Genomic DNA, 26,891 nt, shown 5'->3' on the forward strand with positions numbered 1-26,891 from the left:
GTACCCCCACCCATGCGAGTTGCGATCTTTGGTACCGGCTATGTTGGTCTTGTCACCGGTACCTGTCTGGCGGAAGTAGGTCATCACGTTATCTGCGTGGATATCGACCAGGCGAAAGTTGATGGTCTCAATCGTGGGGTGATTCCCATCTATGAACCCGGCCTGGAGCCGATGGTGAAAGCCAACCACGCCTCTGGCCGGTTGCGCTTCACCACCGATGCGGCCGAGGCGATTGCGCACGGCGAAATCACCTTCATCGCCGTGGGCACGCCGCCGGACGAGGATGGCAGTGCCGACCTGCAGTACGTGCTGGCGGTTGCGCGTACCGTCGGTCGCCATATCGATGGCCCTTCGGTGGTCGTCAACAAGTCCACCGTGCCGGTCGGCACCGCCGACAAGGTGCGCGTGGCGATCCAGGAAGAGCTGGACGCACGCGGCGTGGACCATGAGTTCGATGTGGTCTCCAACCCCGAGTTCCTCAAGGAAGGCGACGCCGTGGCCGACTGCATGCGTCCGGATCGCATCGTGATCGGCGCCAAGAAGCCGGCGGCCATTGCCCGCATGCGTCGTCTGTATGCGCCGTTCAACCGCAACCGCGACCGCATCGTGGAGATGGACGTGCGTTCGGCCGAGCTGACCAAGTACGCGGCCAATGCAATGCTGGCGACCAAGATCAGTTTCATGAACGAGATCGCCAATATTGCCGAGCGCGTCGGTGCGGACGTCGAGCACGTGCGTAACGGGATCGGCTCGGATCCGCGCATCGGCTGGCACTTCATCTATCCCGGCGCCGGTTATGGCGGCTCGTGCTTCCCGAAGGATGTGCAGGCACTGGCCAAGACCGCCGAGCAGTACGGCATGGAGCCGACCCTGCTCAACGCGGTGGAAAGCGTCAACAACGCGCAGAAGGGGCACCTGTTCGAACTGGTGCAGCGGCATTACGGCGCCGAAGGCACCGGCAGCATTGCCGGCAAGACCTTCGCGGTGTGGGGCCTGGCGTTCAAGCCCAATACCGACGACATGCGTGCCGCGTCCAGTCGCCGTCTGATGGAGCAGTTGTGGGAAGCCGGTGCCACCGTGCGTGCCTACGACCCGGAAGCGACCCATGAAGCCAAGCGCATCTTCGGCGAGCGCGACGACCTGACCTTCTGCGACGAGGCATTTGCCGCACTGGAAGGCGCCGACGCCCTGGTCGTGGTCACCGAATGGAAGCAGTTCCGCAGCCCGGATTTCGGCAAGATCAAGCAGGCCTTGAAGGACGACGTGGTGTTCGACGGCCGCAACCTTTACGACCCGCAGGAAATCGAAGCCGCAGGTCTGGCCTACTACGCCATCGGACGAGGCCGTTCGTTGCATGCATGAGCAACTCTCGCCGCGCGACCAGGAACTGGACGCGCGGTTGGTTGAACTGGAAACGCGCCTGTCCTTTCAGGAGCAGGCGCTCAATGAACTGAGTGAAGCACTTGCGGACGCCCGTTTGACGGGCGCCCGCAATGCCGAACTGATCCGCCACCTGCTCGAGGATCTGGGCAAGGTGCGCTCCACGTTGTTTGCCGACGCAGCGGATGAACCGCCGCCTCCGCATTATTGATTGCAGATTGCCACCGCCATGAGCGATACCTTACGTGACCAGTTGCTTGGGTTGGGCTTCAAGTCCGCACCCAAGCCCGAACGCAAACCCGACGCACGGCCTGCCGCGCGTCAACATGGCCACGGTGGCAGGCCCGCGCCCGGCGGCAACAAGCCGGGTGGTCAGGGCAGGGGACCGCAGCGGCCGCATGCCGCTGCGGTGACCGACGGCAAGGGCGAGCGCAAACACGACGGCAGGCCGGAGCGTCGCAACGATGGCAAGCCGGCAGGATCGCAACGTCCGCCGCAGTCCACGGCCGACCGCCGTGGACCCAGGCCTGCCCGCACGCGTGAGGACATCGACCTGGCCAAGGCCTATGCGATCCGCGCGCAACGCGAGAAGGACGAGCGCATCGAAGCCGAGCGGCTGAAACAGGAAGAAGCACGCCTGCGTCGCGAAGCCAAGGCCAAGCTCGAAGAGCTGCTCAAGGACAAGGGGCTCAATCACGCCGATGCGGATATCGCCCGGCATTTCCCATATGGCGGCAAGATCAAGCGTATCTACGTGACTGCCGATCAGCTCAAGGCGCTCAACGCCGGCGAGCTCGGCGTGTTGCAGCTCAACGGTCGTTATCTATTGGTGACTGCCGAGGTCCTGGCCGACGCCGAAGCGGTATTCGCGCCATCGGTGGCATTGAAGGTGGACCCGAATGCGCCGGCAGGCGAAGACCCGTATGCCGATCCCCAGTACCAGGTGCCCGACGACCTGGTCTGGTAAGGCTGCGTAGATAGGTTTGCGTTGGCACATGGGCACCTGATGGGTGCCCATCTGTTGAGTGGTGGTCAACCCGATTGCGTGGCCGCCGGTGGATGCGGTGATGCGTCAAGGCGGGAGATCTAGTTTTCCTGCATGCCGGCCCGTATGCGTTTTAGAGTGCGCGGGTCGGCCGTTCGCGATGAGGGTCGGCCGCTTGTGTGCAAGTGACGAAACTTCGAGGATCAGGATGACGCGCTCGGCGACAGGGAATGCTTACTTCGCGCATATCGACGGATTGCGTGCATTGGCGGTGCTGTCGGTCATCGCCTATCACCTGGACGCCAGTTGGTTGCCCGGTGGTTTCACCGGCGTCGATATATTTTTCGTTATCTCGGGGTTTGTGGTCAGTGCGTCGGTCGATCGATTACCGCGCATTGCGGTGGCCGCCGAGTTGGCGCGGTTTTATGCGCGCCGCTTGCGGCGTATCGCACCGGCCTTGCTGGTCTGCGTGCTGGTCACCGCGCTGTTTTCGACCTTGTTCATTCCCGAGTCGTGGCTGAGCGAAGCCAGCACCAAGACCGGACGCATGGCCTTGTTCGGGCTGAGCAACTGGGTGTTGGCCAGCGTCGGCCAGGATTATTTCTCGCCGCGTGCCGAGTTCAATCCGTATACGCAGACCTGGTCGCTGGGCGTGGAGGAGCAGTTCTATCTGCTGTTTCCGTGGATGTTCCTGGCCTGGATGCGTGGCGGTGCCGGACGTGCCTGGTCGCTGGGCCTGTTCGCGCTCGCCAGCGCGGCCTCGCTGGGCTATGCCTGGCAGCGCACGCAGGTGCCGGGACACGAGGTCACTTCCTTCTATCTGACCACCGCACGCTTTTGGCAACTGGGTGCCGGCGTGGTGTTGTTTCAGCTGATGGCACTGCTGCGCCGCCGCGACGGGCAGCGTGTGTTCGCAGCAGGCATCGGCCTGCCTGCACCGTTGCGCGCAGTGCTGTTGCTGTTGGCCTTGGCAGCCATCGGCAACGGACTGTGGAATGCGCGGCCTGGGCATTCGCCCTGGAGCGATGGCCTGTGGCCGGTGGTTGGCACGCTGGTGGTGTTGGCGTTGCTGCATCGGCACAGCGAGGGCTGGATCGGGCGCGTGTTGTCCGCCAGGCCGGTGGTGACGATTGGGCGCATCTCGTATTCGTTGTATCTGTGGCACTGGCCGGTGCTGGTGCTGCTGCGCTGGACGATCGGGCTGGATGCGGTGGCGGCCAAGCTGCTGGCGCTGGTGCTGACGGTCGTTTGCGCGGCGGCGTCGTATCGCTGGGTGGAACTGCTCTGGCGCAATCGGCGTATGGGTGGCTGGTCGAACATGCGCGTGGTGATGGCCGGCCTCGCTGCGTTGGTGCTGGCCGTCGGCGTGCAATCGGCAGTGATCAAGTCGACGCCGTATACCTCGTTGAGTGTGGTCAGCCGCCACCCGCTGGATTGGTATGCGTATGCGCGCGGCTTGCGCAAGGAGCTGCCGGGCTGCCGTCTGATCGCCAGCAACGCATCGGTGGGCGGGCAGCCGGTGCGCATCTTCGCGCGCGGGCAGTGTTCGCGTCCTGCGGCCAGCCAGCGCCAGGTCTTTGTGATCGGCGATTCGCATGCGCTGGCCTATAACGAAATGCTGCGGCGTTTTCCGTTGCTGGAAGGCGGCAGCGTGCGCATGTATGGCGTGGCCGGGTGTGCGGTCGCATCGATGCAGCCGGGTGGTCAGGGCGCAGGTTGCGACGCGTTCCTGCGACCGGCGCTGGAGGACGTGGCGGGCAGGGCGCGTGCGGGCGATGTGCTGTTCCTGCCTGGTTTGCGGGTGCCGCGGCTGGCCGAGCAGGACGTGTTGTTCGACCTGCACGGCAATATCGCCACGCTCCAGAGCGAGCCGGCACAGCGCGAGCGCGATGCGACGGTGGCGGCGACGATCGCATTGCTGGCACCGGTGCAGGCGCGGGGCGTTCTGGTTGTGTTCGAAGCGCCCAAACCGGTGCTCAGGGCACCGCCTTACCGATGTTCGGACTGGTTCAATCGTGGCAATGCGATCTGCGCCAACGGCATGCAGATCGAGCGCAAGGCGATGGAAGACTATCGCGCGCCGGCACTTGATGGATTGCGTCGCATCGCATCCGGGCTAGGGGGCGCCAGCATCTGGGACCCGCTGCCGTCGCTGTGCGATGCGCAGGTGTGCGCGCCGACACAGCAGGGCCGGCCGCTGTTCTTCGATGCCGACCACTTGAGCGGGTATGGCAACCGTGTGCTGCTGCCGGGTTTCGCGGCGCATCTGCGTGGCTTGCCGGCGTCGGCACCGATGGCTCAATAAAGGACCGGCTGCTCAGGAAAGGTTGACGTGCCGCTGGCGATACACGGGCCGGTCACGGCGCGCGCGGCACCATCGCCGCGTTATTGTCGACGCAGCCGGGCATGGTGCCCACTGCGTCGCTGCCACTCCTGCCGATGGTGCCGCGTATGTCTATGTTGTCGAACGTGTTGAAGTCCCGTGCCGTTGCGTCGGTTGCCTCCACCGCGCGTGGCGCTTCGGGTTTGCAGGCGACGCGCGCCACGGTGTTGGCCGCTGCCATGCTTGCGTTATGCGGGATGAGTGGGCAGGCCGCTGCACAGACGGAGGATGCCCCTGCGTTCGACCGTCCCGGCATTCCGTTTGCCGCCGAAGTGCTGCAGCCCGGCGTGTTCGCCTGGGAGCAGGGTCTGCCGGATGCGAGTACCGATCGCAGCGACGGGCAGCGAATCACCCAGTACACCGCCGATACAGTGCTGCGCCTGGGCCTGTTCCAGAACGTGGAACTGCAGGTCGGCAGCGACAGCTACAACTGGCAGCACGGTGGCGGTGCGCATGTGCGTGGCGGAGGCGATAGCCATATCGGCCTGAAGGTGGCATTGCCGTCGCAGTCGGATAGCTTTCATTGGGCCGCGCTCGGCAGCTACAGCGTGCCGACCGGCAGCGCTGCCTTCAGTGATGGCTACGCGCGCGAACTGGGCGTGACCGCGTCCTGGGATCTGGCCCAGCAGCGCGCACTGGCGCTATACGTCAACTATGCGCGCGACAGCGACGGGCATACCTGGACCTTCTCGCCCAACTACACGTTCTTTTCCGGCGAGCGTTTCAGCAGTTATGTCGAGGCAGGCTTCGATACCGGCAGCGAGCATTCGCGCGTGGCCGGCGCCGGCGGTGCCTGGCAGTTGCCGCATGCGATGCAGCTGGATGTCTCGGTGCTGCGCGGGCTGACCTCGGAGAGCCCGGACTGGCAGGGCGGGATCGGCCTGTCGATTGCCTTTCAGTGATGGCATGATGGAAGGCGGCGGCAGCGTCGCGGCCGCTGTCCATGTTGCACTGCCGCATGCATTGAGTGCCCGGAAAAGGCCTAATTGGATCGATCCAATCGACGCCAGATGCATGCGCACTTCTCCCATTGCAAGGTCGGCAACGTGACGCGTGCCAAACCGGCGCCCTCCGCTTCGGAGGACGGCGACGCGCGTCGTAACGGACGCGGGGCGGTGACCCTGCGCGATATCGCCAGTGCCATCGGCGTATCGCGCGCGACGGTGTCGTTAGTGCTGCGCGGCAGCCCGCTGGTGCATGCGAGCACGCGCGCGCGCGTGGAGGCCGAACTGGATCGGCAGCACTACGTCTACAACCGTGCTGCGGCCAATCTGCGCTGCCGCACCTCATCCAGCATCGCGCTGGTCATCAACGATCTGTCCAATCCGTTCTTTGCCGAATTCGCCGCAGGCGTGGACGAAGCGCTGGGCGCGGCGGGTTATGTGACCCTGCTCGGTAGCACCGGCGAATCGACGCAGCGCCAGCAGGCGGTGCTGACCTCGTTGATGGAGCACACCCCTGCCGGCATCATCCTGTCGCCGGCCGAAGGCAGCCAGGCACAGGCGCTGACCCAGGTGCTGGGGCGACAACACAACGTGGTGTTGTTCAACCGCGAAGTGGAGGGCGCGGGCTGGGATCTGCTGGCGCTGGACAACGAGCAGGGCGCGTTGCTTGCCTGCGCGCATCTGATCGCGCAAGGCCACCGGCGCATCGTGTTCTTCGGTGGCCATGCCGAATCCAGTTCCTGCCGGCAACGCCGTGCCGGTTACGCGCGCGCGATGGCCGACGCCGGTCTGGCCGTGCATTACGTTGAATCCGCACCGAATCGACAGGATGCTGCGCTGTGCGCCGGTCGCATGTTGGACAGCGCCGAGCACGATCGCGCAACTGCGGCGGTCTGCTACAACGATAGCGTCGCGTTGGGCCTGATGGCCGCACTGGCGATGCATGGCATCGTGCCGGGGCGCGATTTCGCGGTGACCGGCTTCGACGATATCGCCGAAGCCGCGTTGTTCACGCCCGCGCTGACCACGCTGGCCGCAGATCCGCGCGCGCGCGGGCGCCAGGCTGCGCAACTGGTGTTGCAGCGTATCGGAAGTCCCACCCTTGCATCGCAGCGCCTGACCGCCGCAGTCGAATTGAAGATCCGCGCCAGCAGCGCCAGCGCGTTGAGCTCCGTGATTCCGCTTCACTCCCCCAGCGATTCCCCCACCCATTCCCCCACCCATTCCCCCACCAAGGCCTCAGGCCACTGACCAGGCAATTCCTATGGTTTCCCTTTCCACGCAGTCCACAGTGCCTAGCGGCAACAAGGCGCCCGTCAACAACGGCGTTGCGTTGTCGGTCGTCACCACGATCTTCTTCATGTGGGGCTTTCTCACCTGCCTCAACGACATCCTGATCCCGCATCTGAAGGCGGTGTTCGAGCTCAACTTCGCGCAGGCGATGCTGGTGCAGTTCACCTTCTTCGGCGCGTACTTCCTGATGTCGCTGCCGGCCGGTTGGCTGGTGGCCAGGCTTGGCTACAAGCAAGGCATCGTGGCCGGGCTGGCGGTTGCCGCGGTCGGTGCGCTGGGCTTCTGGCCTGCGGCGGAATTGCGCGTCTATGGCGCATTTCTCGGCGCGTTGTTCGTGCTGGCCACCGGCATCACCATCCTGCAGGTGGCGGCCAACCCGTATGTCGCGCTGCTGGGCCCGGAGCGCAGTGCGTCCAGCCGCTTGACCCTGGCGCAGGCGCTCAATTCGCTGGGTACTGCGATCGCGCCGCTGTTCGGTGGCTGGCTGATCCTGTCCAACACCGTCATGAGCGGCGACCAGCTCAAGGTGCTGCCGGAAGCCGAGCAACTGGCCTATCGCGTGCAGGAAGCGCAAGCCGTGCAGGGGCCGTACATCGGTCTGGGCATTGTGCTGTTTCTGCTGGCGATCTTCGTGTTCCTGTTCCGTCTGCCGGCCCTGACCGATGCGGGCGCGCAGAAGGATGAAAGCAGGCATTCGCTGCTGGATGCGCTGGCGCATCCGCATGTGCGTTTTGGTGTATTGGCGATCTTCTTCTATGTCGGTGCGGAAGTGGCGATCGGCAGCCTGATGGTCAACTATTTCTCGTTGCCGCAGATCGGCGGGTTCACCGAACGCGAAGCGACCCACTACGTGTCGGCGTACTGGACGTTGGCGATGATCGGCCGCTTCATCGGTTCGGCCTTGCTGGCCAAGTTGTCGCCGCGCGTGCTGTTGTCGGTGTTCGCCGGGATCAACGCACTGCTGCTGGGCCTGACCATGGCCAGCGGCGGCATGCTGGCGGTGTATGCGCTGGTGGCGATCGGTCTGTTCAATTCGATCATGTTCCCGACCATCTTTACGCTGGGCATCGAGCGGCTTGGCCCGCTGACCGGCCGCGCCTCGAGCCTGTTGATCATGGCCATTGTCGGCGGCGCCATCGTGCCGTATCTGCAGGGCCTGCTGGCCGACAGCATCGGTCTGCACGAGTCGTTCGTGCTGCCGCTGGTGTGCTACCTGTACATCGTGTTCTACGGCATCTGGGGTTCGCGTCTGCGCGGCGCACTGGCGGAGGCACGCGCATGAATGCCTTGAAGAACCGGGTGGTGTGTTTTGGCGAGGCCTTGATCGACATGCTGGCACTGCCGCAGGCCGGTCCGGATGAGGCGCGCACGTTTGCGCAATACGCCGGCGGTGCGCCGGCCAATGTCGCAGTCGCGGTGGCGCGCCTGGGTGGCGCAGCGCATTTCGTCGGCATGCTGGGGCGCGACATGTTCGGCGATTTTCTGCTGCAGAGCCTGCAGCAGGCCGGTGTCGCCACCGATGGCATCGTGCGCACCGATGAGGCCAAGACCGCGCTGGCGTTCGTGGCGTTGGATGAAGCCGGCGAACGTAGTTTCAGTTTCTACCGTCCGCCTGCGGCGGATCTGCTGTTCCGGCCGGAGCATTTTGCCGCGGACGGCTTCACGCAGGCTGCCGTGCTGCATGTGTGTTCCAACAGCATGACCGAGCCTGCGATCGCGCAATGCACGCTGGACGGCATGCGCCGCGCACGCGCCGATGGCGCCATCGTCAGCCTGGATCTCAACCTGCGCCCGATGCTGTGGCCGCAGGATGTGGACCCGGCTGCACTGCTGTGGGAGGCGTTGGCGCTGGCCGATGTGGTCAAGCTCTCGCGCGAAGAACTCGATTATCTGGCCGGCACGCTCGATGGCGACGCCAGCGCGGTCACCCGCAAGCTCTGGCAGGGCCAGGCCAGCTGGTTGCTGGTCACCGACGGTGGTGGCCCGGTGCACTGGCAGACACGCACCGATTCGGGTCAGGTGCCGGCCTTCCGCGTGCAGGTGCGCGACAGCACGGCAGCGGGCGATGCGTTCGTCGGTGGCTTGCTGTTTCAGCTGGCGACGCGTGCATCCACGCTGGAGCAGCTGTCCGGCGATGCCGCTGCGATCACCGAGGTGATCCGCTTTGCCGCGGCGGTCGGCGCGCTGGCGGTGACGCGCAAGGGCGCGTTTGCGGCCATGCCGAGCGTCGATGAAGTCCATTCCCTGATCCAGGAACAATCATGAGCCGTCTGCCTGCGAGCCCCGCACCCGATTTCCGTTCGGCCGATGTGCTGCGTCAGCATATCGCCGACACCATGGCGTTCTACCACCCGCGCGCGATCGACCCGGCGGGCGGGTTTTTCCAGTATTTCCGCGACGATGGTTCGATCTACGATGCCGGGCATCGGCATCTGGTCAGCAGCACGCGCTTCGTCTTCAACTATGCGATGGCGTATCGCGAATTCGGCGATGCGCAGTACCTGCAGGCGGTGCGTCACGGCCTGGACTATCTGCGCAACGTGCATCGCAATCCGGCCACCGGCGGTTACGCATGGACCTTGCGCGACGGCGTGGTCGAAGACGACATGAATCACTGCTACGGCGTGGCCTTCGTGCTACTGGCGTATTCGTGCGGCCTGAAGGCGGGTGTCGAGGAGGCGCGCGCATGGATGGACGAGACCTGGCAGCTGCTGGAAAAGCACTTCTGGGAGCCGGAATTCGGCCTGTACCGCGACGAGGCCGATGCGCAATTCAACTTCACCAGCTACCGCGGCCAGAACGCCAACATGCACATGTGCGAGGCGATGATCGCCGCGTACGAAGCCAGTGGCGAGCAACGCTACCTGGACCGTGCGCTGTCGCTGGCCGACACCATGACCCGGCGCCAGGCAGCCAAGGCCGACGGTCTGGTGTGGGAACACTACGATCTGCATTGGAACATCGACTGGGACTACAACCGCGACAATCCCAAGCACCTGTTCCGCCCCTGGGGTTTCCAGCCGGGCCATCAGACCGAATGGGCCAAGCTGCTGATGCTGCTGGATCGCTACGCACCGACCGACTGGTTGTTGCCGACCGCGCAACACCTGTTCGATGTGGCGGTGGAGCGCTCCTGGGATGCGCAGCGTGGCGGGCTGTATTACGGCTTCGACCCGGACGGCAAGGTCTGCGATGACGACAAGTACTTCTGGGTGCAGGCCGAATCGCTGGCGGCGGCGGCATTGCTGGCGCAGCGCAGCGGCGAGCCGCGCTATTGGCAGTGGTACGACAAGCTCTGGGCGTATTGCTGGGAGCACATGATCGACCACCGCTATGGTGCGTGGTACCGCATTCTGGATGCGGACAACCGCAAGTACAGCGACGAAAAGAGCCCCGCCGGCAAGACCGATTACCACACCATGGGCGCCTGCTACGAGGTCTTGAACGTGTTGCGGCCGGCTGCTTGATGCTGGCGTGATCAAGGGCGCCGCCGCGCAATGCGTCGGCGCCACGTAGGAGCGCACCCGGGCGCGACGAGGTTTCACCGGGTAAAGCCTCGTCGCGCCCGGGTGCGCTCCTGCGATGTCTGTGGTCTGCGGCTGTGCTTATTCCGGGTCGTAATCCAGATTCGATGCCAGCCAACGTTCGGCCAGTGCCACGGTGATGCCCTTGCGCTTGGCATAGTCGGCCACCTGTTCCTTGCCCAGGCGCCCGACCACGAAGTACTGGCTCTTGGGATGGCTGAAGTAATAGCCGGAGACCGCTGCGGTGGGCAGCATCGCGAAACTTTCGGTCAGCGTCATCGTGGTATGACGCTCGGCATCGAGCAGGTCGAACAGGGTGCGCTTTTCGCTGTGCTCGGGGCAGGCGGGATACCCCGGTGCCGGACGAATGCCGCGATAGCGCTCGGCGATCAGCGCCTCGTTGTCCAGCGTCTCATCCTCCACATAGCCCCAGAATTCGGTGCGCACGCGTTGATGCAGGCGCTCGGCCAGCGCCTCGGCCAGACGGTCGGCCAGGGCCTTGAGCAGAATCGAATTGTAGTCGTCATGCGCGGCTTCGAACCGCGCCACATGCGGCTCGATGCCGATGCCGGCGGTGACCGCAAACGCGCCGATCCAGTCCTGCTTGCCGCTGCTCTTGGGCGCGATGAAATCGGCCAGGCAGAAGTCGGGGCGGTCGAGGGGTTTGTCGACTTGTTGGCGCAGGAAGTGCAGGGAATGGGGAATAGAGAATCGGGAATGGTCGGGCACTGATGCATCGCCTTGCGATTCCCGATTCCCGATTCCCGATTCCGCAGGCTCGGTCAGCACGACAACATCATCGCCTACTGCATTGGCCGGCCACAGCCCGAACACCGCCTTCGCGGTCAGCCATTTTTCGGCGACGATGGTGCGCAGCATCTTGCGTGCATCGCGGTACAACTCGCTGGCCTGGGTGCCGACCACCTCGTCGCTGAGGATCGCCGGGAACTTGCCGGCCAGCTCCCAGGCCTGGAAGAACGGGGTCCAGTCGATCAGCTCGATCAACTCCTGCAGCGGATAGTCGTCGAACACGTGCAGGCCCGGCTGACGCGGTGCGGGCGGTGTGTAGGTGTCCCAATCACCGTCGAAACGCTGTGCGCGTGCCTTTTCCAGCGACACCAGGCGTTTGGCGTCGCCGCGATTGTGGTGGCGGGCGCGGATCTCTGCGTAGTCGGCATCGTTGGCGGCGACGAAGGCCTGGCGCAGGTCGCGCGAGATCAGCGATTGCGCAACGCCCACCGCGCGCGAGGCGTCCTTCACCCACACGGTGGGGGCGGCGTAATGCGGGTGGATCTTCAAGGCAGTGTGCGCGCGCGAGGTGGTGGCGCCGCCGATCAACAGCGGAATCTCGAAGCCTTGCCGCTGCATCTCGCGCGCGACATGCGACATCTCTTCCAGCGACGGCGTGATCAGGCCGGACAAGCCGATCAGGTCCGCATTCTCTGCGCGTGCACGGTCCAGTATCACCTGCGCCGACACCATCACGCCCAGATCCACCACGTCGAAGTTGTTGCATGCCAGCACCACGCCGACGATGTTCTTGCCGATGTCGTGCACGTCGCCCTTGACGGTGGCCATGATGATCTTGCCGTTGGACTTGCCGACATCGCCGGTCCGCAGCTTTTCCGCTTCGATGAAGGGCAGCAGGTACGCCACCGCCTTCTTCATCACACGCGCGGACTTGACCACCTGTGGCAGGAACATCTTGCCAGCGCCGAACAGGTCGCCGACCACGTTCATGCCGTCCATCAGCGGGCCTTCGATCACGTCCAGCGGGCGGGTGGATTGCTGGCGCGCCTCCTCGGTATCGGTTTCCACGAATGCATCGATGCCGTGCACCAGCGCATGCGCCAGCCGCGCACGCACCGGCTTCTCGCGCCAGGCCAGGTCTTCGACTTTCGCCGCGCCCTTGCTGCCCTTGTAGCGCTCTGCAATTTCCAGCAAGCGTTCGGTGCCGTCCTTGCGGCGATTGAGGATCACATCCTCCACGCGTTCGCGCAGTTCCGGGTCCAGCTCGTCGTAGATCGGCATGCCGCCGGCGTTGACGATGCCCATGTCCATGCCGGCCTTGATCGCATGGAACAGGAACACCGAGTGGATCGCCTGGCGCACCATCTCGTTGCCGCGGAACGAGAACGACACGTTGGAAACGCCGCCGGAAACATGGCAATGCGGCAGCGTGCGTTTGATCTGCCGGGTGGCTTCGATGAAGTCCACCGCGTAGTTGTCGTGCTCCTCGATGCCGGTGGCCACGGCAAAGATGTTCGGGTCGAAGATGATGTCTTCCGGCGGAAAGCCCACCTGCTCGGTCAGCACCTTGTAGGCGCGCGTGCAGATCTCGACCTTGCGCGCGCAGGTATCGGCCTGGCCCACTTCGTCGAAGGCCATCACCACCGCGGCAGCGCCATAGCGCAGCACCTTGCGCGCCTGTTCGATGAACAGCGCCTCGCCTTCCTTGAGCGAGATCGAATTGACCACGCTCTTGCCTTGCAGGCACTTCAGGCCGGCTTCGATCACGCTCCACTTGGACGAATCCACCATCACCGGAATGCGCGCGATATCCGGTTCGGACATGATCAGGTTGAGAAAACGCGTCATCGCCTTTTCCGAATCGATCAGGCCCTCGTCCATGTTGACGTCGAGGATCTGCGCACCGTTGGCGACCTGCTGGCGCGCCACCTCCACCGCCTCTTCGTAGCGCTCTTCCTTGATCAGCTTGCGGAACTGCGCGCTGCCGGTAACGTTGGTGCGCTCGCCCACGTTGACGAACAACAGGTCCGGGGTGATGACCAGCGGTTCCAGGCCGGACAGGCGGGTGTGGCGGGGAGTGCTCATGCGATGCTCTGAAGAAGGGCGGCCGCGTTGCTAGCCCGGATCGGAAAAGGAAGTGACGGGACGCAGTCGTCCGCAATCATCCGGCGCTGCACGCCTGCTTCCCCCGCATGCGGATGAAGGTGCCCGAAGGACGGATGAGTGTCATCGCTCTGCATCACGCTGCCAGCTCCTGCGTGCCAGGCAATTGCCGCGGCGGCAGGTCGGCGACCGCTTCGGCGATCGCACGGATGTGATCCGGCGAGGTGCCGCAGCAGCCGCCGACCAGATTGAGCAGGCCGGCCTGCGCAAATTCGCGCAGGGTTTCGGCCATTTCTTCCGGGGTTTCGTCGTACTCGCCGAAGGCATTCGGCAGGCCGGCATTGGGATGCGCGCTGACGTAGGCGTCGGCAATCTGCGCCAGCGTTTCCACATGCGGGCGCAGGTCCTTGGCACCGAGCGCGCAGTTCAGCCCCACCGACAGCGGCCGCCCGTGCGCGACCGAGGCGTAGAACGCCTCGGCCGTCTGGCCGGACAAGGTGCGTCCGGAGGCATCGGTGATGGTGCCGGAGATCATCACCGGCAGGCGCCCGCCGCGCGCTTCGAACACTTCCTCGATCGCATACAGCGCGGCCTTGGCGTTGAGCGTGTCGAAGATGGTTTCCACCATCAGCGTGTCGGCGCCGCCGTCGATCAGGCCGTCGATGGCCTCGCGATAGGTGTCGCGCAAGGCATCGAAGCTGGTGTTGCGGTAGCCGGGGTCGTTGACGTCCGGGCTGATCGAGGCGGTGCGGCTGGTGGGGCCGAGCACGCCGATCACGAAGCGCGGTTTATGCGGGGTCAGCGCCTCGACTTCGTCGCAGCAGGCGCGCGCGACCTGCGCGCCGGCCTTGTTCAATTCGTAGACCAGATGTTCCAGGTGATAGTCAGCCTGGCTCACCGAGGTGGCGTTGAAGGTATTGGTTTCCAGCAGGTCGGCACCGGCGTCCAGATAGGCGCGATGGATGCCGGCGATGATCTCCGGGCGCGACAGCAACAGCAGATCGTTGTTGCCTTTCAGGTCGTGGCTTTCCGGCGCGTGTGCGTGATCGCAACCCGGGCCATGCACGTGTACCTGCGCGCTGTCGTAACCGTCGGCAAAGCGGCTGCCGCGGTAGTCGCGCTCCTGCAGATCGTGGCGCTGGATCATCGTGCCCATCGCGCCGTCGATGATGAGGATGCGTTCGGCGAGCGCGGCAGTGAGTCTGGCGGCGCGCTCGGGATGCAGCCAGGGCAGTGCAAACGGGATGGAGGATTGGGGATTGGAGAGTGCTGCGGGCTTCATGATGCGATTCTCCGTGAGGCAGTGGCGCCGCTTTCAACGATTCCCGATTCCCGACTCCCAATTCCCGGCTTCACCGCAATCAACGAAATCACCTCGAAATGCGGCGGGCGCTTCTCGCGCGTCACCGTCTCCAGGCTGGACACGTCCAGCCCGGCTTTCTCGGCGAACCTGCGCAGTTCCTTGGCAGCAAAGCCGAGATTGACGTGGCCATAGGCATGCACCGCGGCACGGTGTTCGTGCTTGGCCAGGCTGCACAGCAGCAGGCGGCCGCCGGGGCGCAGCACGCGCGCGGATTCGGCCACTGCCTGCGCCGGCTTGGCTGCGTAGGTGAGCGCATGCATCAGCACCACCAGGTCGAAGCTGGCATCGGGAAACGGCAGCGCATGCATGTCGCCCTCGCGCACTTCCACATTGCGCAGCTTGCGCAGGCGCTCGCTGGCGGCGGCGACCACGCGCGCACTGGTGTCGATGCAGATGTAGCGGGTGGCATGTGGCGCCACCAGCTCGGCCAGCACGCCGTCGCCGGAGGCGATGTCGAGCACGTCGCCGGTTTCCAGCAGGGGCAGGGCGGTGCGCGCCAGCGCCTCCCAGGTGCGCCCCGGGGAGTAGTGCCGTTCCATGTCGCCGGCCACCGAATCGGCCCAGTTCTGGTCGGCGGCGCGGTTGGCCAGCACTGCCGCCACGCGCTCGGCGTCCTGGCGCAGCAGCGGGTCGTCGCTGCCGGTGCTCAATGCCAGCCACAGGGCGCGCTGCGCCGGGTCCAGCGACACCTCGTCGAAACGGTAGTAAGCCGACACGCCGGCGCGGCGGTCGCGCACCAGCCCGGCTTCCTTGAGCTTGGCCAGGTGCGTGGACACGCGCGGTTGGGCCAGCCGGGTGATCGCCGACAGCTCGGCCACGGTGAGTTCTTCCTGCTCCAGCAAGGTCAGCAGGCGGACGCGGGTGGCGTCGGCAAATACCTTCAGGCGCGCCGACCAGTCTTCCAGATCCATGAATATCTCTATATCGCGATATGGAGATATTTTCGGCCGGGCAGGGTGTGGGGTCAACTACATACGCATGCGAATGGTTGGGGCTACAATGGGCGCTCAGCCTAGGCCTGGAGGGGTGCGACGTGGATTTCAGCTTTACCGAAGAACAATTGATGATCCAGGATGTGGCGCGCCGCATCGCCCAGGAAAAGATCGCCCCCAGCGCGGAGCAGTTCGATCGCAGCGGCGAGTTCCCGCTGGAGAACATCCGCCTGCTCGGCGAGAACGGCCTGATGGGCATCGAGGTGCCGGCCGAGTACGGTGGGGCCGGCATGGACCCGATCAGCTATGCGCTGGCAATGATCGAGATCGCCGCCGCCGACGGCGCGCATTCCACCATCGTGTCGGTCAACAACTCGCTGTTTTGCACCGGCATCCTGAAGAACGGCAGCGAGGCGCAGAAACAGCTGTACGTGCGCGCGATCGCCGAAGGCGCGCAGATCGGCGCGTTCGCACTGACCGAGCCGCAGTCCGGTTCGGATGCCTCGGCGATGCGCTGCCGCGCAGTCAAGCAGGCCGATGGCAGCTTCGTGATCAACGGCAAGAAGAGCTGGATCACTTCCGGCCCGGTCGCCAAGTACATCGTGTTGTTTGCGGTGACCGAGCCGGACAAGGGCTCGCGCGGCATCACTGCCTTTATGGTCGACGCCGATCGCGCCGGCTTCCATCGCGGCAAGACCGAGCCCAAGCTCGGCATCCGTGCCTCGGCTACCTGCGAGATCGAATTTGCCGATTACATCGCCCAGCCCGAGGAAGTGCTGGGCGTGGAAGGCGAGGGCTTCAAGACCGCGATGAGCGTGCTCGACGCCGGGCGCATCGGCATCGCGTCGCAGGCGGTCGGCATCGCGCGTGCGGCCTATGAAGCGACCCTGGCCTACGTTAAGGAGCGCAAAGCCTTCGGTGCGGCCATCGGCACCTTCCAGATGACCCAGGCCAAGATCGCCGACATGAAGTGCAAGCTGGATGCAGCGCTGCTGCTGACGCTGCGCGCGGCCTGGTTGAAGGGGCAGGGCCAGAAATTCGGCACCGAAGCGGCCGTGGCCAAGCTCACCGCCTCGGAAGCGGCGATGTGGATCACCCATCAGGCGGTGCAGATCCACGGCGGCATGGGCTATTCGAAGGAAATGCCGCTGGAGCGTTACTTCCGCGACGCCAAGATCACCGAAATCTACGAGGGCACCTCGGAAATCCAGCGCCTGGTGATCGCGCGCGGCGAGACCGGCCTGCGCTGAACGGCCTGATCCGGCAGTACGTCGCGGTCGACACCATCGGCCCGAGCTGCGCAGCAGTCGATCCGGCACCTTGGCGCTGGCGATTGCCTCGCACTATGTAGGAGCGCGCTTGCGCGCGATGGGGCGTTATCGAGAACGCCCCATCGCGCGCAAGCGCGCTCCTACGCAGACGTGGGCGGTCAGATATCACAGAAGCGCCGTACATCGCACATGGTTGCGTCCGACCTTGTCGCGCGCGGCGCGCGCGGATCACAATCGCAGCTTCTCTGGCCTCTGGTGCGCGCATGCCCCGGTCCTTGCACGCTGTGTTTTCCCGCCTTTCGTTGTCCGCCATTGCGCCCGTGCTGGTGTGTTGGGGGCTGTTGCTGGTCTGCGCTGCGGCAAGTGCGCAAACGCCGCCGCCCTCGATCGTGCCCACCGACCGCCTGCAGGAAGCCTGGTGGGCGCAGCGGCATGCGCAGGTGCTGGAGCAGGTGAAGCAGCACGCCGACACGCCGCTGTTGTTGATCGGCGATTCGATCACCCAGAACTACGAAAAAGCCAAGGCGCCGGACGAGGATTTTCAGCCGACCTGGCAAACCTTCTACGGCAGCCGTGGCGCGCTCAACCTGGGCTTCAGCGGCGACGGCACCGAGAACGTGCTGTGGCGGCTGGCCAATGGTGAGGTCGATGGCCTGCAGCCCAAGGTCGCGCTGGTATTGATTGGTACCAACAACACCGGCCACCTCGGCCAGACCGCGGAGCAGGCCCAGCTCGGTATCGATGCGGTGGTGGCGGCGATCGAACAGAAATTGCCGCGCACGCAGATCTTGCTGGTGGGCGTGCTGCCCAGTGGCATCTCCAGCGAGAAGTCGCGCCGCGATGCGCAGATCAACCAGGGCCTGGCGGTGCGCTATGGCGACAATGCACGCGTGACCTATCTGGATGTGGGGTCGATCTTCCAGCGCGACGGCAAGCTGCGCACCGAGCTGTTTTACGACACCCGTTTCCGCCCGCCGGCCGCTGCCCTGCATCCGGACACGCAAGGCCAGCGCATGCTGGCCGAGGCGATCGAGCCGACCCTGGCGCGCCTGCTCGGCGAGCCGCCGGTCAAGCCGGTTGCCGCGCTGGGCCGCGATTTTGCGACCTCGCTGATTCCAGTCGACCGGCTGGAGCAGGACTCCTACGACTGGTACGCGCGTCACCATGCGGCGCTGGCCGCAGCGCGCACCCTCAAGCCCGAGGTGGTGATGATCGGCGATTCGATCACGCACTTCTGGGCCGGCCCACCGCAGGCCACGCGTGTCAGTGGCCCCGAGTCCTGGAGCTGGTTGTACGGCACGCGCCCGGTGCTGAATCTGGGCTTTGGCTGGGACCGCACCCAGAACGTGCTGTGGCGCATCCGCCAGGGTGAGCTCGACGGCCTGGATCCGCGCTGGGTGGTGCTGCATATCGGCACCAACAACCTCACCGGCACTGCGCAAGCGCGCGCCGCCACGCCGGCCGAGGCCGCCCAGGGCGTGGAGGCGGTGGTAAGCGAGGTGCGTCGCCGTTTGCCCAGGAGTCAGCTGATCCTGATGGCGATCATGCCGCGCGGCCGCCATGCCGGGGATGCGCAGCGCGCGCCCATTGCCGAGACCAATCGGCTGCTGGCCGCGCGTTATGGCAAGGATCGGTCCGTGCGTCTGGTCGACATCGGCCCTCGGATGCTGCAGCCGGACGGGACCTTGCCCGAGGCGCTGATGCCGGACGGCACCCATCCCAGTGAGACCGGGTATGCGATCTGGGCCACGGCGCTGCGCGAGGCGGGCATCACGGCAACGCCATAGGCAGTCCTGCGCTGCGGAGTCAGGGTAGCGGCGTCGAAGAGGGCGCTGCTGTCGCGCAGCAGGCTATCCGGTTGCACGGTTGCCGCGTCATGGCGTGAGCGGAATGAAGCGCCGGCCGCCGATCAATAGCGGGCTGCCATCGGCCGGCAACGCAAGCGCACGGCCACCAGCAGAACTTTCCGGACCCCAGAAACCAGAAGACCCCCGATCGCTCGGAGGTCTTTTTAAACTGGTGCCCAGAAGAGGACTCGAACCTCCACGAAGTTGCCCCCGCTAGCACCTGAAGCTAGTGCGTCTACCAATTCCGCCACCTGGGCAGGTGAGCCGCGAATTTTGCAGACTCCCGGCGGGCTTGTCAATGCCTGGTGGCAGGCAATTGCGACCGGCCAGGCGAGGCGTGCCGCCCATGGCGCTGCCGCAAGGGGTACCATGTAAGCAATGACAAAGAAAAACACCCCAGATTCCGATCGGCCCAGTCGCCGCAAGTCCACCAGCCCGGGCGAGTCCACCACCGCCGAAAAACAGAAGTTGCCGGGCTGGATGCCGGACTTCCTGGTCCGCGCCGCCGCCGGTGCGTCGACCAAGTCCGCCAACAAACGCGCTGCCGACAAGGCCGCCAACGCCTCGCCAGAGCTGCCGGTAGCGCCCGCGCTGCCCACGCCGCCGGCACCACGCGCACCGCATCCGCGCAAGAGCGGTCCGCCGGCGCCGCCGCCGGAACGCTTCCAGCAGGTGCCGACCGAAGCGTCCGCGCCGGCGGCGGAGTTCAAGGACCCGCATGCCGACCGCGAGGCACTGCGCTACGCCGAGCCGATCGCCAGCCGCGAGGCCATCCTGCAGTTGCTCGACGCCTGCGATGGCCCGCAGACCGCCGAGGAAATCGCCGAACAACTCAATCTCAGCGACCGCATCGACGCGCTGGGCAAGCGCCTTGCAGCGATGGTGCGCGAAGCGCAGCTGGTGCAGAACCGTCGCGGCGGCTACGCGCCGGTGCAGCAGACCAGCCTGATTGCAGGCGTGGTGATCGCCAATCCGGAAGGCTTCGGTTTCCTCAAGCCGGACGAGGGTGGCGACGACCTGTTCCTGCCGCCTTATGAAATGCGCAAGGTCATGCACGGCGATCGTGCGCTGGCCAACGTCACCGGCATCGACCGCCGCGGCCGTCGCGAAGGTGCGATCGCCCGCGTGCTCGAACGCCGCATGTCGCGCATGCTCGGACGCTTCTTCTACGAGCATGGCGTGGCCTATGTCGACCCGGACGACAAGCGCGTGCAACGCAACGTGCAGATCGCACCTGACGGTATCGGCGAGGCGCGCGAAGGGCAGTTGGTGGTGTGCGAACTGATCGCGCCGCCGGACGCGCGGCGCCCGGCGATCGGCAAGATCATCGCGGTGCTCGGTGACAAGCTCACCCCGTCGCTGGTGGTGGAGATGGCCATCCACGGCCATGAACTGCCGCACGAATTTCCGCAGGAAGTGCTGGACGAAGCCGCGGCAGTGCCGTTGGTGGTCGAGCCGCAGATGATCGGCGGGCGCGTGGATCTGCGGCAGATGCCGCTGGTCACCATCGACGGCGAAGACGCCAAGGATTTCGACGACGCGGTGTATTGCGAGCCCAATGTCGACGGTTTCCGTCTGGTGGTGGCGATCGCCGACGTGTCCAACTATGTGCGTCCGGGCACACCGCTGGACGACGAAGCACAAAAGCGTGCCACCTCGGTGTATTTCCCGGGGTTCGTGGTGCCGATGCTGCCGGAGACGCTGTCCAACGGCATCTGCTCGCTGATGCCCAAGGTCGACCGCATGTGCTTCGTCTGCGACATGCAGGTGGGGCGCGACGGCGAAGTCACCGGTTCGCGTTTCTACGAAGCGGTGATGAACTCGCATGCGCGCCTGACCTATAACCAGGTCTGGAAGGCGGTGGGCGAAGACGATGCCGACACCAAGGCCTTCATCGGCCCGTTGCTGCCGCAGGTGCAGCGCCTGCACCAGCTGTACAACGTGCTGTCCAAGGCGCGCACGCAGCGTGGCGCGATCGAGTTCGAAACCTCCGAAGTGCGCTTCGTGCTCGACAACACCGGCGAAGTCACCCAGGCCGGCATGCTGGTGCGCAACGATGCGCACAAGCTGATCGAAGAATGCATGATCGCCGCCAACGTCGAGGCCGCGCGTTACCTGCTGAGCATGCATGTGCCGGCGCCGTACCGCGTGCACGAGCGGCCGCCGGAGAGCAAGTACGAAGACCTGCTGGAGTTCCTCAAGGAATTCCAGCTGAGCCTGCCGGCATGGAGCAAGGTGCGCCCCGGCGACTACACCAAGTTGCTGAAGAAGGTGCGTGCGCGCCCGGATGCGGCGCTGCTGGAATCGGTGCTGCTGCGCAGCCAGAGCCTGGCGGTGTATTCGCCGGACAACAACGGTCACTTCGGTCTGGCGCTGGAGGCGTATGCGCACTTCACCTCGCCGATCCGGCGTTACCCGGACCTGCTGGTGCACCGCGCGATCAAGCACGCCCTGACCGGCGCCAGCCCGGAAAAATACATCTATACCCCGCGTCAGATGGCGGCCTTGTCGCTGCAGTGTTCCGAGCGTGGTCGGCGTGCCGACGAAGCCGAACGTGAAGTCGACGAGCGGTATCGCGCCGCGTGGATGGAAAAGCATGTCGGCGGCCAGTTCGATGGCGTGATCAGCGGTGTGACCGGGTTCGGCCTGTTCGTGGAGTTGACCCAGTCCAAGGTCAACGGCCTGGTGCATGTCACCCAGCTGCCGCAGGACTATTACCAGTTCGATCCGATCCGCAAGACGCTCAGTGGCGAGCGCCGTGGCCGCACGTTCCGTCTGGGCGATCCGGTGCGGGTGTTGGTGCTGAAGGCCAGCATGGAGGAGCGCAAGATCGACTTCCGCCTGGCCGAGGATCGCGGCGATTCGCCCGAACCGCCGCCGCCGAGCGCTCAGCCGGCCAAGCGCAAGAAAAAGCAGTACTAAGCGCGTCTGCAGGACCGCGAGCCGCCGTCCGGCGGCGGCTCGCGATGCGTACGGACCGCCGGATATGAGCGGCAGGTCGTTGCGGGCAGACGCTCGCAACGCGCGCTGGATGCCCACTTTCAAGGCTTGAGGCGACGATGGACGCAGCAATCGAGTACAGCGGTGGCTGCCAGTGCGGTGCCGTGCGTTTCCATGTGCGCGGCAGGCTGACGGACGCCTCGATCTGCCATTGCCGCATGTGTCAAAAAGCCTTCGGTGCCTACTACGCGCCGTTGGTTTCGGTGCGCGGTACCGAGTTCAGCTGGACACGCGGCGAGCCGAAGCGCTTCGCTTCTTCATCGTTGGTGTTGCGTGGCTTCTGCGCCGAGTGTGGAACGCCGCTGACCTATGAAGCGCCCGACGGCCTGGCGATTGCTGCCGGTGCGTTCGATACGCCCGAGCGGCTGCCTCCGGCAATCCAGTACGGGGTGGAGCGCAAGCTGCCCTTCGTCGATGCATTGGCCGATCTGCCGGCGCGCACCACCGAGGACGATGTCGCCGCATTGGCGTTTCTGGCCGATGTGGTGTCAAGGCAGCACCCGGATCACGATACCGCGCAGTGGCCAGTGTGAGTCCGCGCCCGCAGGCGTGAGTGCCTACCGCAGGGGCGCGCGACAGCGGGTGCGTGCAGATGCCGGCGCCATCACAACGGTGCGAGCGCCATCTTCGATCCCCGCAATCGGCCGTACAGCGTGCTGAAGTTCTGGCCGTGGCCCAGGAGCACCGCGATCTCCTTGCTGGCAGCGCCGTCTGTGATCCGGCCGTGACGTGGCAGGCTGCAGGCCCTACCATTCCCCTTTATCTCTTCGTATCCGGCGCAATGAGCAGCAAGCAGAATCAGTGGATCGTCGGCGTCAACGCCGTCGCCTCGTCCGTCGAGAACGACGCCGACAACGTGCGCGAGGTCTTGATCGAGGCCGGCAGCAAGAATCCGCGCCTGATCGAGATCGAAGAGCAGGCCCGCCGCAAGGGCATCGACGTGCGCCGGGTCAATACCCAGGCACTCGATGGCGTCGGTGGGCAGGTGCGCCACCAGGGCGTGGTCGCCCGCTATGCCGCAGCGCGGCTGTGGGCCGAAAACGAGCTCGAAGCGCTGGTGACCGCCGCCGAGGGACGTGCCTTGCTGCTGATCCTCGATGGCGTGCAGGACCCGCACAATCTCGGTGCATGCCTGCGCAGCGCGGCCGCGGCCGGCGTCACTGCAGTGGTCATTCCCAAGGACAAGTCGGCCACGGTCAACGCGACCGTGCGCAAGACCTCGGCCGGTGCGGCCGACCGTATTCCGGTGGTCGCGGTGACCAATCTGGCGCGTTGCCTGCGCGATCTGCAGAAGCAGGGCGTGTGGCTGTATGGCCTGGCCGGCGAAGCCGAGGCGTCGCTGTACAGCGTGGACCTGCGCGGCAACGTCGGGCTGGTGCTCGGCGGCGAGGCCGACGGCCTGCGTCGTCTCACCCGCGAGCATTGCGATGGTCTGGTCAAGATCCCGATGCCGGGCGATATCGAAAGCCTCAACGTGTCGGTGGCCGCCGGCGTGACCCTGTTCGAAGCGGTACGCCAGCGCCTGGGCGCCTGAAGCGGCGACCGAAACGACTGCGCTTACCGCCAGGTGGGTGCGGGCGCAGCCGATGCCCTGACTCGGCACGCACCACCCGTGCACTGCGCTTGCTGCGCGTCGTCCGCATCCAGCTGGCGGCTGTTCGCTCTATGTTGCCAACCACTCTGCATCGCACGTGCGTGCCGATGGCGAACCGCGCAGGTCGATCGGCATGGCGAGATCGCGCGTGCGGCGCGGTTCGATCCGCGCACCCACGCAGTGGCCGATCTGCGCAAACAATGGCGCCGGTGCGCTTGCCACTGAATTGTCTGGCGGGCAGGTAGCACGCTGCATATGACTTTCGCCCAGGCATGTGGAGATCCACCGGCGCGCGTGCCCGTTTTTGCCTACCATATCGCCAGCGAACGGCGTGTTATGTCTGATGAGAGATGGGGCGGGGGCCTGGTCGACGGGCGAGAACGGATGCGATGCCAAGGCGTCGGCACGGGGAGACAAGCGGCCGCAGCGCTGGCTCGGTGCCGTTGTCTGCATGCTGCTGGCGCTGTGCTCACTCGCGGCACTGGCTGCACCGGCCGGCACGGCGCCATTGCGCGACTACGCGATCGACAGCTGGAGCTCGCGTAACGGCCTGCCGCATAACTCCTTGCGCGATATCGCCCAGACCCGCGATGGCTACCTGTGGTTCGCCACCTGGGAAGGCCTGGTGCGTTACAACGGCCTGGAATTCGGCATCATCGACCGCAGCACGCGTCCCGGCCTGCCCGACAATGGCGTCGGCGCCTTGTACGTCGACCACGACGGGGCGCTGTGGCTCAGCGATGCGCGCGGCAATCTGGTGCGTCACGGCAGCGACGGGCAGTGGCGGCACTGGCAGCGGCAGGGACAGTGGCCGCAGGCGCTGATCCATGCAATGACCATGGATGCGCGCGGTCGCATGTGGTTGCTGTTCGAGGGCCACGGGCTGGGCTGCCTGTGGCCGGATGGGCGCTTCGAGTATTTTCCGCCGCGCGATGGCGTGCCGCTGCAGAGCAGCTTTCCGCGCATGGCGTTCGACGACCAGGGCCGGCTGCTGATCGGCACGCTGGACGGCCTGATCTATCGCGAACCGGACGGACGCATGCATCGCGCCCCGGCCGCGTTCGGCCTGCCACCCGGGCTGGCGTGGCCATACCGCGCGCCGGACGGCACGCTGTGGGTCGTTGCCGGCGAGCAGCTGTATCGGCTGCGGGGCGAGACTGCCGAGCTGGTACGGCGGGTGCCCGGGCAGGGCCATTTCACCGCGATGCTGCAGGACCACCATGGCGACCTGTGGCTGGGCAGCGAAAATCAGGGGCTGCTGCGCATCGGCAGTCATGGAGTGGAGCATCTGCCGGCTGGTCGCAGCCTGCCGACCGGGCGCATCGTCAGCCTGCGCGAGGATGCCGAAGGCAGCATCTGGGTCGGCGCCAACGGCGGGCTGTTTCGGCTGCGCGAAACCCTGTTCAGCAGTTACAGCCAACGCGATGGGCTGAGCGGCGATTACGCCCGCGCGGTGCTGGAAGACCGCGACGGCAGCCTGTGGATCGCCAGCACCGCCGGCCTGGATCGCATGCTGCCGGACGGGCGCATCGTGCCGGTGGCGGTGACCACGCCATCCGGGCGCAAGCTCTCGGTGCTCAGCCTGGCGCTGGATCGGCACGGCGATCTGTGGGTGGGCACGTATGCCGATGGCGTCTTCGTGCTGCACGACGGACGCCTGCTGCGGCATTACGGCGACGCCGAGGGCATTCCCAGCGGGCATATCCGCGCCATCGTGATCGACGAATCCGGCGTGGTGTGGCTGGCCACGCAGCGCGGCGTGGTGAAGCTGGTGAACGGCAAGCGGGTGCCCCTGGCGGTCGACGGCCTGCCCGATGGGGTGGTGACCGCGCTGGCCAGCATCGATGGTGCGCTGTGGATCGGCTCGGTCGACGGCGCGGCGGTACTGCGCGCCGGAAAACTGCAGCAATTGAATCTGGAAGCGCTGGGCGGCGCGCGGAGCGTGTTCGGTTTTCAGCGCATCGGTGACGCTGTCTGGATCTCGACCGATCGCGGCCTGTACCGGGTGCGCAACGGCAGGCTCGCACGCGTGGGGCTGGAGCAGGGCATGCCGGTCGATACGGTGTTCCAGCTGGTCGGCGACCGGTTCGGCAATGCTTGGATCAGCAGCAATCGCGGCGTGTTGCGCACGCAACTCACGCAGCTCAACGCGGTTGCCGATGGACGCGCCCGGCTGGTCATCGAACGCTATGGCGAGATCGACGGCATGGGCAACGCGCAGGCCAACGGCAGCTCCGGGCCGAGCATGATCGCGCGTGCCGACGGCTCGATCTGGGTGGTCACCGCTGGCGGCGTGAGCACGGTCGACCCGGCGCGCCTGCAGCGCTTTCGCGAGCGGCGCGCGCCGCCGGCGGTGATCGAAAGCGTGCAGCAGGACGCACGTCCGCTGACATGGCGGCAGCAGGCGCGCCTGCCGGGCGGGCATCGCCTGAACGTGTCCTATGTCGGCATGAGCTTCCTGCTGCCGGAGCGGATCGAGTACCGCACGCGGCTGGAGGGCCTGGACAGCGACTGGACCGAGCGTGGCCGGCAACGCAGCGTGGAATTCATCGGCCTGCCGCCGGGGCGCTACCGTCTGCATGTGGCGGCCCGTCACCCGGGCGGTGCCTGGAGTCCGCACGAGGCGGTGTGGGCGTTCGAGGTGCTGCCGCTGTGGTGGCAGCGCCAGGACGTGCGTCTTGCCGCGGTACTGGGTGCGATTTTATTGCTGGCGCTGGTGTATCGGTTCCTGCTACGCCGCTATAAGAGCCACAACGCACGCCTGGCTGAACTGGTGCGCAAACGCACCGAAGATCTGCAACTGCAGGCGCAGCGTTTGCTGCAGGCCAACCAGGAAAAGAGCGAGCTGCTGACACGGCTGCGCATCAAGTCGGATGTGTTCGAGCGCCAGGCGCACGAGGATGCCCTGACCGGGCTGCCCAACCGCCGGCATTTCGACGAGGCGCTGGCGCGCGACATCAGCCGCGCACGCCGCAGCGGGCGGCCGTTGGTGCTGGCGATTCTGGATATCGATCATTTCAAGCGCATCAACGACCACTATTCGCACGCCAGTGGCGATGCGGTGCTGCACGAAGTCGGCGTGCTGCTGACCGCCGCCGCGCGCGCGTCGGACCTGCCGGCGCGCCTGGGCGGCGAAGAGTTCGCCCTGCTGCTGGCCGACACGACGCTGGAGGATGCACAGGCGCTGTGCCAGCGCATCCGCGCGCTGTTCCACGCGCGCCACGGCTGGGGCGGCGTGGAAGGCCTGCAGGTGACCTTCAGTGCCGGCGTGGCCCAGTTGCGCGACGACGACACCGGCTCATCGCTGATGCAGCGCGCCGATCAGGCGCTGTACCAGGCCAAGAGCGCGGGGCGCGATCGCATCTGTGTGGGTTAGGTGCTGGGATTGGGGATTGGGGATTGGGGATTGGCAAGGGCAGTGTGTTGATCTGCTTTAGAACCCACCGACTGGCTGTGCCATTGCGTGCGGCGCATCGTGGCTCAGCAGAAGGGACGCGTCAGGCAGCGTGCCTTTGCGAATCC

Annotated in this window: 19 protein-coding genes, 1 tRNA gene and 1 other RNA gene; 16 read left to right on the forward strand and 5 right to left on the reverse strand. The window is 65.8% G+C overall.

Translation table 11 applies throughout. The annotated features are described in order from the left end of the window. The first annotated feature begins 12 nt into the window (after window positions 1-12). From AC1PLS_RS08135 to AC1PLS_RS08150, 4 genes are all read left to right on the forward strand, one after another. Window positions 13-1,362 (forward strand): UDP-glucose dehydrogenase family protein, encoded by a 1,350-nt coding sequence (locus tag AC1PLS_RS08135; RefSeq protein WP_024939343.1) that lies wholly within the window; start codon window positions 13-15, stop codon window positions 1,360-1,362. Next, entirely contained in the window at window positions 1,355-1,591 is a 237-nt protein-coding gene (locus AC1PLS_RS08140) for a SlyX family protein (protein ID WP_024939344.1), read from the forward strand. Before AC1PLS_RS08135 ends, AC1PLS_RS08140 begins: the two co-directional genes overlap by 8 nt. Window positions 1,592-1,609: 18 nt before the next feature. Continuing rightward, a complete protein-coding gene (locus AC1PLS_RS08145; protein ID WP_326520658.1) occupies window positions 1,610-2,347 on the forward strand; it encodes a DUF2058 domain-containing protein in 738 nt (245 codons plus the stop codon). Window positions 2,348-2,573: 226 nt separating this feature from the next. Continuing rightward, entirely contained in the window at window positions 2,574-4,670 is a 2,097-nt protein-coding gene (locus AC1PLS_RS08150) for an acyltransferase family protein (RefSeq protein ID WP_184434113.1), read from the forward strand. A gap of 52 nt (window positions 4,671-4,722) precedes the next feature. Here the strand turns inward: AC1PLS_RS08150 and AC1PLS_RS08155 are convergent, their stop codons facing one another. Beyond that, on the reverse strand, window positions 4,723-4,929 hold the full coding sequence (locus AC1PLS_RS08155) for a hypothetical protein (RefSeq protein ID WP_228911720.1): 207 nt from the start codon (window positions 4,927-4,929) through the stop codon (window positions 4,723-4,725). Here AC1PLS_RS08155 and AC1PLS_RS08160 point away from each other — a divergent pair. The 5 genes from AC1PLS_RS08160 to AC1PLS_RS08180 all read left to right on the forward strand — a co-directional run bounded on the left by AC1PLS_RS08160 (window position 4,928) and on the right by AC1PLS_RS08180 (window position 10,452). Next, the gene (locus AC1PLS_RS08160; RefSeq protein WP_228911719.1) at window positions 4,928-5,650 is read left to right on the forward strand and encodes a transporter; all 723 of its coding nucleotides are present in this window, start codon (window positions 4,928-4,930) and stop codon (window positions 5,648-5,650) included. The genes AC1PLS_RS08155 and AC1PLS_RS08160 overlap by 2 nt on opposite strands. A 108-nt stretch (window positions 5,651-5,758) precedes the next feature. After that, window positions 5,759-6,943, forward strand: coding sequence for a LacI family DNA-binding transcriptional regulator (locus AC1PLS_RS08165; RefSeq protein WP_184434414.1), 1,185 nt, complete (start codon window positions 5,759-5,761; stop codon window positions 6,941-6,943). Window positions 6,944-6,956: 13 nt separating this feature from the next. Beyond that, the gene (gene fucP, locus AC1PLS_RS08170; RefSeq protein ID WP_039812780.1) at window positions 6,957-8,267 is read left to right on the forward strand and encodes an L-fucose:H+ symporter permease; all 1,311 of its coding nucleotides are present in this window, start codon (window positions 6,957-6,959) and stop codon (window positions 8,265-8,267) included. Beyond that, the gene (locus AC1PLS_RS08175; RefSeq protein ID WP_065048867.1) at window positions 8,264-9,250 is read left to right on the forward strand and encodes a carbohydrate kinase family protein; all 987 of its coding nucleotides are present in this window, start codon (window positions 8,264-8,266) and stop codon (window positions 9,248-9,250) included. The genes fucP and AC1PLS_RS08175 overlap by 4 nt, the downstream gene beginning before the upstream one ends. Then, the gene (locus AC1PLS_RS08180; protein WP_160955093.1) at window positions 9,247-10,452 is read left to right on the forward strand and encodes an AGE family epimerase/isomerase; all 1,206 of its coding nucleotides are present in this window, start codon (window positions 9,247-9,249) and stop codon (window positions 10,450-10,452) included. Before AC1PLS_RS08175 ends, AC1PLS_RS08180 begins: the two co-directional genes overlap by 4 nt. Before the next feature lie 138 nt (window positions 10,453-10,590). Here the strand turns inward: AC1PLS_RS08180 and metH are convergent, their stop codons facing one another. The 3 genes from metH to AC1PLS_RS08195 all read right to left on the reverse strand — a co-directional run bounded on the left by metH (window position 10,591) and on the right by AC1PLS_RS08195 (window position 15,636). Continuing rightward, the gene (metH, locus tag AC1PLS_RS08185; RefSeq protein ID WP_481104377.1) at window positions 10,591-13,344 is read right to left on the reverse strand and encodes a methionine synthase; all 2,754 of its coding nucleotides are present in this window, start codon (window positions 13,342-13,344) and stop codon (window positions 10,591-10,593) included. Window positions 13,345-13,498: 154 nt separating this feature from the next. Then, a complete protein-coding gene (locus tag AC1PLS_RS08190) occupies window positions 13,499-14,644 on the reverse strand; it encodes a homocysteine S-methyltransferase family protein (RefSeq protein ID WP_184434120.1) in 1,146 nt (381 codons plus the stop codon). Further along, window positions 14,641-15,636 (reverse strand): ArsR/SmtB family transcription factor, encoded by a 996-nt coding sequence (locus AC1PLS_RS08195; protein WP_039520530.1) that lies wholly within the window; start codon window positions 15,634-15,636, stop codon window positions 14,641-14,643. The genes AC1PLS_RS08190 and AC1PLS_RS08195 overlap by 4 nt, the downstream gene beginning before the upstream one ends. Window positions 15,637-15,788: 152 nt before the next feature. On the opposite strand from AC1PLS_RS08195, the gene AC1PLS_RS08200 reads away from it, so the two are divergent. Together AC1PLS_RS08200 and AC1PLS_RS08205 are read left to right on the forward strand one after the other, a co-directional pair. Next, window positions 15,789-16,907, forward strand: coding sequence for an acyl-CoA dehydrogenase family protein (locus tag AC1PLS_RS08200; RefSeq protein WP_223571058.1), 1,119 nt, complete (start codon window positions 15,789-15,791; stop codon window positions 16,905-16,907). Window positions 16,908-17,191: 284 nt separating this feature from the next. After that, window positions 17,192-18,715, forward strand: coding sequence for a GDSL-type esterase/lipase family protein (locus tag AC1PLS_RS08205; protein ID WP_184434123.1), 1,524 nt, complete (start codon window positions 17,192-17,194; stop codon window positions 18,713-18,715). A gap of 230 nt (window positions 18,716-18,945) precedes the next feature. On the opposite strand, the gene AC1PLS_RS08210 is transcribed toward AC1PLS_RS08205, so the two are convergent. Next, window positions 18,946-19,032 (reverse strand) — tRNA-Leu (locus tag AC1PLS_RS08210). 121 nt (window positions 19,033-19,153) lie between these two features. Between AC1PLS_RS08210 and rnr the strand changes: the two genes are divergently transcribed. The 5 genes from rnr to AC1PLS_RS08235 all read left to right on the forward strand — a co-directional run bounded on the left by rnr (window position 19,154) and on the right by AC1PLS_RS08235 (window position 26,745). Continuing rightward, the gene (rnr, locus tag AC1PLS_RS08215; RefSeq protein WP_481104378.1) at window positions 19,154-21,697 is read left to right on the forward strand and encodes a ribonuclease R; all 2,544 of its coding nucleotides are present in this window, start codon (window positions 19,154-19,156) and stop codon (window positions 21,695-21,697) included. A 137-nt stretch (window positions 21,698-21,834) separates the two neighbouring features. Next, on the forward strand, window positions 21,835-22,308 hold the full coding sequence (locus AC1PLS_RS08220; RefSeq protein WP_481104379.1) for a GFA family protein: 474 nt from the start codon (window positions 21,835-21,837) through the stop codon (window positions 22,306-22,308). A gap of 248 nt (window positions 22,309-22,556) precedes the next feature. After that, on the forward strand, window positions 22,557-23,309 hold the full coding sequence (gene rlmB / locus AC1PLS_RS08225) for a 23S rRNA (guanosine(2251)-2'-O)-methyltransferase RlmB (protein WP_024940443.1): 753 nt from the start codon (window positions 22,557-22,559) through the stop codon (window positions 23,307-23,309). Between the two features lie 67 nt (window positions 23,310-23,376). Continuing rightward, window positions 23,377-23,452, forward strand: a non-coding RNA gene (locus AC1PLS_RS08230) — sX9 sRNA. Window positions 23,453-23,712: 260 nt separating this feature from the next. Further along, window positions 23,713-26,745 carry a diguanylate cyclase domain-containing protein gene (locus tag AC1PLS_RS08235; protein ID WP_481104380.1) on the forward strand — a complete coding sequence of 1,011 codons (3,033 nt, stop codon included), beginning with the start codon at window positions 23,713-23,715 and terminating at the stop codon, window positions 26,743-26,745. Window positions 26,746-26,891: the final 146 nt, after the last annotated feature.

This window comes from Xanthomonas sp. NCPPB 3218 (assembly GCF_056725185.1).

Coding starts and splice junctions, on each gene's coding strand:
- AC1PLS_RS08155 (WP_228911720.1), bottom strand. CDS start 4,929: ATGGCAGCGGCCAACACCGTGGCGCGCGTCGCCTGCAAACCCGAAGCG.
- fucP (WP_039812780.1), top strand. CDS start 6,957: ATGGTTTCCCTTTCCACGCAGTCCACAGTGCCTAGCGGCAACAAGGCG.
- AC1PLS_RS08140 (WP_024939344.1), top strand. CDS start 1,355: ATGCATGAGCAACTCTCGCCGCGCGACCAGGAACTGGACGCGCGGTTG.
- AC1PLS_RS08235 (WP_481104380.1), top strand. CDS start 23,713: ATGAGAGATGGGGCGGGGGCCTGGTCGACGGGCGAGAACGGATGCGAT.
- AC1PLS_RS08190 (WP_184434120.1), bottom strand. CDS start 14,644: ATGAAGCCCGCAGCACTCTCCAATCCCCAATCCTCCATCCCGTTTGCA.
- AC1PLS_RS08135 (WP_024939343.1), top strand. CDS start 13: ATGCGAGTTGCGATCTTTGGTACCGGCTATGTTGGTCTTGTCACCGGT.
- metH (WP_481104377.1), bottom strand. CDS start 13,344: ATGAGCACTCCCCGCCACACCCGCCTGTCCGGCCTGGAACCGCTGGTC.
- AC1PLS_RS08205 (WP_184434123.1), top strand. CDS start 17,192: ATGCCCCGGTCCTTGCACGCTGTGTTTTCCCGCCTTTCGTTGTCCGCC.
- rnr (WP_481104378.1), top strand. CDS start 19,154: ATGACAAAGAAAAACACCCCAGATTCCGATCGGCCCAGTCGCCGCAAG.
- AC1PLS_RS08145 (WP_326520658.1), top strand. CDS start 1,610: ATGAGCGATACCTTACGTGACCAGTTGCTTGGGTTGGGCTTCAAGTCC.
- AC1PLS_RS08195 (WP_039520530.1), bottom strand. CDS start 15,636: ATGGATCTGGAAGACTGGTCGGCGCGCCTGAAGGTATTTGCCGACGCC.
- AC1PLS_RS08220 (WP_481104379.1), top strand. CDS start 21,835: ATGGACGCAGCAATCGAGTACAGCGGTGGCTGCCAGTGCGGTGCCGTG.
- AC1PLS_RS08165 (WP_184434414.1), top strand. CDS start 5,759: ATGCATGCGCACTTCTCCCATTGCAAGGTCGGCAACGTGACGCGTGCC.
- AC1PLS_RS08175 (WP_065048867.1), top strand. CDS start 8,264: ATGAATGCCTTGAAGAACCGGGTGGTGTGTTTTGGCGAGGCCTTGATC.
- rlmB (WP_024940443.1), top strand. CDS start 22,557: ATGAGCAGCAAGCAGAATCAGTGGATCGTCGGCGTCAACGCCGTCGCC.
- AC1PLS_RS08200 (WP_223571058.1), top strand. CDS start 15,789: ATGATCCAGGATGTGGCGCGCCGCATCGCCCAGGAAAAGATCGCCCCC.
- AC1PLS_RS08160 (WP_228911719.1), top strand. CDS start 4,928: ATGCTTGCGTTATGCGGGATGAGTGGGCAGGCCGCTGCACAGACGGAG.
- AC1PLS_RS08180 (WP_160955093.1), top strand. CDS start 9,247: ATGAGCCGTCTGCCTGCGAGCCCCGCACCCGATTTCCGTTCGGCCGAT.
- AC1PLS_RS08150 (WP_184434113.1), top strand. CDS start 2,574: ATGACGCGCTCGGCGACAGGGAATGCTTACTTCGCGCATATCGACGGA.